Here is a 3,364-nt window from a genome sequence, read left to right on the forward strand (position 1 = left end):
ACGAAGAGGTGCGTAGCGGGATTTGTTCGCCTTCGATGGCCGGGACCAGGCCTGCGTAATACTCCAGCACGTCGGCGCCGGTGACGATGTCGACGTAACGGGTTTCGGAAATCGATTTCCCGGTGTCCAGGGTTTCCAGATCGGCCAGTTGATCGTTGCGCTCACGCAAAATATCCACCGCACGACGCAGGATGCGCGAGCGCTGCATGGCCGTCATCGCGGCCCAGATTTTCTGACCTTTTTCGGCACTCACAACCGCACGCTCGACGTCTTCTTTGGTCGCGCGCTGCACAGTGGCAAGGACTTCGCCATTAGCCGGGTTGATGGATTCGAAAGTGGCGTCGCCACTGGCGTCGACGTAACCGCCGTCGATGTAGAGTTTTTGCAGTTCGAAACGGGCCATAGTGTCCTCGCAAGTGCGGTGTGGTTTGGCGCTCACACTGATCAGGTGCCATCTAGTTGTGGCAACGCGGGTCAGTGACAGTTCAGGGGCTGATGCTGTTTGTGCTCTAGCTCGCCTGCTTCGCCAGTTGCTGGTCCATGTATTCGTAAGCGATCTGTTGCGCCTGCTCGGTGTCGAAAGCATCTCCCGACAGCGCGCCACGCAACCATAATCCGTCGATCAAAGCCGCCAGGCCACGGGCCGCACTGCGCGCTTGAGGCAACGGCAGTACCCGGCGGAACTGGCAGCACAGGTTTGAATACAGGCGGTGATCGTTGATCCGCTGCAACCTGTGCAATGACGGCTGGTGCATGCTGGCGGCCCAAAAGGCCAGCCAGGTTTTCATCGCCGGGCCGTTAACCTGGCTGGCGTCGAAGTTGCCTTCGACAATCACCTGAAGATGCGCCCGGGGGCTGTTGTCGCTGAGTGCCAGGCGGCGCTCGCTGACGTTCACGATCAGGGCGTTCATCAGATGGCGCATGGTCGCTGCGATCAGGCCATTCTTGTCTTTGAAGTAGTGGCTGATGATGCCGTTCGACACACCGGCCAATCGTGCGATCAGCGCGATGCTGGCGTCGCCCATCCCAACCTGATCGACCGCCTCTAGCGTGGCCTGGATCAACTGTTGACGGCGGATGGGTTGCATACCGACCTTTGGCATTTCAAGCATCTCCTTAGGTCGCCAAGTGATCATGTTTTGATCAATTTGGCGGTGATGCAGTCTATTTTGTTTTGATTGAACGTTCAATCAATAAAAAACAACCGCTGCGACTATGGGGTGATGTTCTTGATGTTCGGGTTATGAAAGGAGAGAAAAGTGGTGGGAGCAGGCTCGCCCGCTCCCACAGCGGAGGGTGTCAGCCCAGATTCTTACCGAGTAATGCGTGGTACAACTCGCTGTCGCCGAGGATGCCGACCACGCGGTTGCCTTCTTGCAGGACCAGCTTGTTGCCAGTCTGATAGCGGATTTGCAGCGCGTCGCGCATGCCGATGTCTGAATGCACCAGCGTCGGACGACGGTGCAGGCCTTCCATGGGTTGCCCTGGCGTCCAGTTTTGCAGGTCGAGGCTGGCTGCGCCTTGGCGAGCACCCTTGATAGTGTTGCCTTCTGCCAGACCAATCCACGAGTCACCGCTCGGGTCGAGGCAGATCTCGCCGTTGACGCGGGTGCAGTTGTCCACGGTGCGCATCAAGCTGCGGCCGCACAAGACGTTGAGCGGGTTGGTATGGGCGACGAACGTGCGCACATACTCATCGGCAGGGTTGAGCACGATTTCTTCGGGCACGCTGTACTGGACGATCCGGCCATCTTTCATGATCGCGATCCGGCTGCCGAGCTTGAGCGCTTCATCAAGGTCGTGGCTCACGAACACAATGGTTTTGTTCAGCTTGCTTTGCAGCTCCAGCAGTTCGTCTTGCAAGCCCTGGCGAATCAGGGGGTCGAGGGCCGAGAAGGGTTCGTCCATCAACAGAATGTCGGCGTCCATCGCCAGCGCACGGGCCAGGCCGACGCGCTGTTGCATGCCACCGGAAAGCTCATCGGGCTTTTTATTGCGCCATTGGGTCAGGCCCACCAGCTCAAGTTTTTCATCCACCAGCGTGCGTCGTTCTTTTTCGGGACGACCCTGCATCTCGAGACCGAAGCTGATGTTCTCGCGCACCGTCAGCCAAGGCATCAGGGCGAATTTCTGGAAGACCATGGCGATACGCTTGGTGCGCATCAGCTTCAATTCGGCCGGTGTACACGAGGCGATATTGATTTGCGCGCCTTCGTGCTCGACGAATAATGCGCCACGGCTGACGGTGTTCAAACCGTTGATACACCGCAACAGACTGGATTTGCCTGAGCCGGAAAGACCCATCAGCACGCAGATTTCGCCTTTCTCGACGTCGAGGCTGGCTTTCTCTACACCGACGATCTGGCCGGTCTTTTTCAGGATCTGATCACGTGTCAGGCCTTGGTCCAGCAGTTTCAGGGCTTCACGTGGATCTCTGGCGAAGACAACGTCTACGTTGTCGAAGCGGATTATGCTCATGCGTCACCCCTTACCTGTGCGTCAGGTTGTTTGCAGATACGGTCGAGCATGATCGCCAGCAGTACGATCGCCAGGCCTGCTTCGAAGCCCAGGGCGATATCAGCAGTGTTCAGTGCGTTGACCACGGGTTTACCCAAGCCGTCGGCGCCTACCAGTGCCGCGATCACAACCATCGACAACGACAACATGATGCATTGGGTGATACCGGCTGCAATGCTCGGCATGGCATAGGGCAATTCAATGCGCGAGAGCAATTGACGGCGCGAGCAGCCGAAGGCTTTACCGGCGTCCATCAACTCTTGCGGTACATCGCGGATACCCAGGTAAGTCAGGCGGATAGGCGCGGCAATCGCGAACACCACCGTGGAAATCAGGCCGGGTACCACACCCAGACCGAACAGGGTCAGAGTAGGAATGAGGTAAACGAAGGTCGGTACAGTCTGCATCAGGTCGAGGACCGGGCGCATGACGGTATAGAACATCGGTTTGTGCGCGGCGACGATGCCTAACGGTACGCCAATCAGCACACAGACAAAGGTAGCGAACAGCACCTGGGCGAGGGTCTCCATGGTCTCCTGCCAGTACCCCAGGTTGAGGATCAGCAGGAACGAGATGATGACAAAAGCGGTCAGGCCCCATTTACGCTGGATAAAGTGAGCGAGTAGAGCAATCAGGCCGATCAATGCCAGCGGATTGAACCAGGTCAGCGCGAACGTCACGCCGTGGATCATCGTTTCCAGTGTCGAAGCGATCGCATCGAAATAGTTGGCGCCATGTTGCGTCAGCCATTCGACGAAGGCAGCGATGTACTGGCCTAGAGGGATTTTGTGATCAGTCAGCATGGTATTGAACGTCCGCATGCGGGGGAATATTTACAACTGCAGGC

At 57.6% G+C, this 3,364-nt stretch carries 4 protein-coding genes; all 4 read right to left on the bottom strand.

All coding sequences use genetic code 11. From position 1 onward, the window contains the following. Positions 1-403: aldehyde dehydrogenase family protein (locus K0F75_RS13455; RefSeq protein WP_219062365.1), on the bottom strand; the 403-nt coding region annotated here is incomplete at its 3' end. 106 nt (positions 404-509) lie between these two features. Then, positions 510-1,103: a transcriptional regulator BetI gene (betI, locus tag K0F75_RS13460; protein ID WP_219062366.1), complete on the bottom strand. Its 594-nt coding sequence runs from the start codon at positions 1,101-1,103 to the stop codon at positions 510-512. 196 nt (positions 1,104-1,299) lie between these two features. After that, entirely contained in the window at positions 1,300-2,478 is a 1,179-nt protein-coding gene (choV, locus tag K0F75_RS13465) for a choline ABC transporter ATP-binding protein (RefSeq protein ID WP_219062367.1), read from the bottom strand. Beyond that, positions 2,475-3,320: a choline ABC transporter permease subunit gene (gene choW / locus K0F75_RS13470; RefSeq protein ID WP_219062368.1), complete on the bottom strand. Its 846-nt coding sequence runs from the start codon at positions 3,318-3,320 to the stop codon at positions 2,475-2,477. The genes choV and choW overlap by 4 nt, the downstream gene beginning before the upstream one ends. Positions 3,321-3,364 lie beyond the last annotated feature (44 nt).

The sequence above is a fragment of the Pseudomonas sp. UMAB-08 genome, assembly GCF_900095225.1.
Taxonomy (GTDB): domain Bacteria; phylum Pseudomonadota; class Gammaproteobacteria; order Pseudomonadales; family Pseudomonadaceae; genus Aquipseudomonas.

Bases quoted from the DNA above. Each gene is read 5' to 3' on its own strand.
- choV (WP_219062367.1), bottom strand. From the start codon at position 2,478: ATGAGCATAATCCGCTTCGACAACGTAGACGTTGTCTTCGCCAGAGAT.
- choW (WP_219062368.1), bottom strand. From the start codon at position 3,320: ATGCTGACTGATCACAAAATCCCTCTAGGCCAGTACATCGCTGCCTTC.
- betI (WP_219062366.1), bottom strand. From the start codon at position 1,103: ATGCCAAAGGTCGGTATGCAACCCATCCGCCGTCAACAGTTGATCCAG.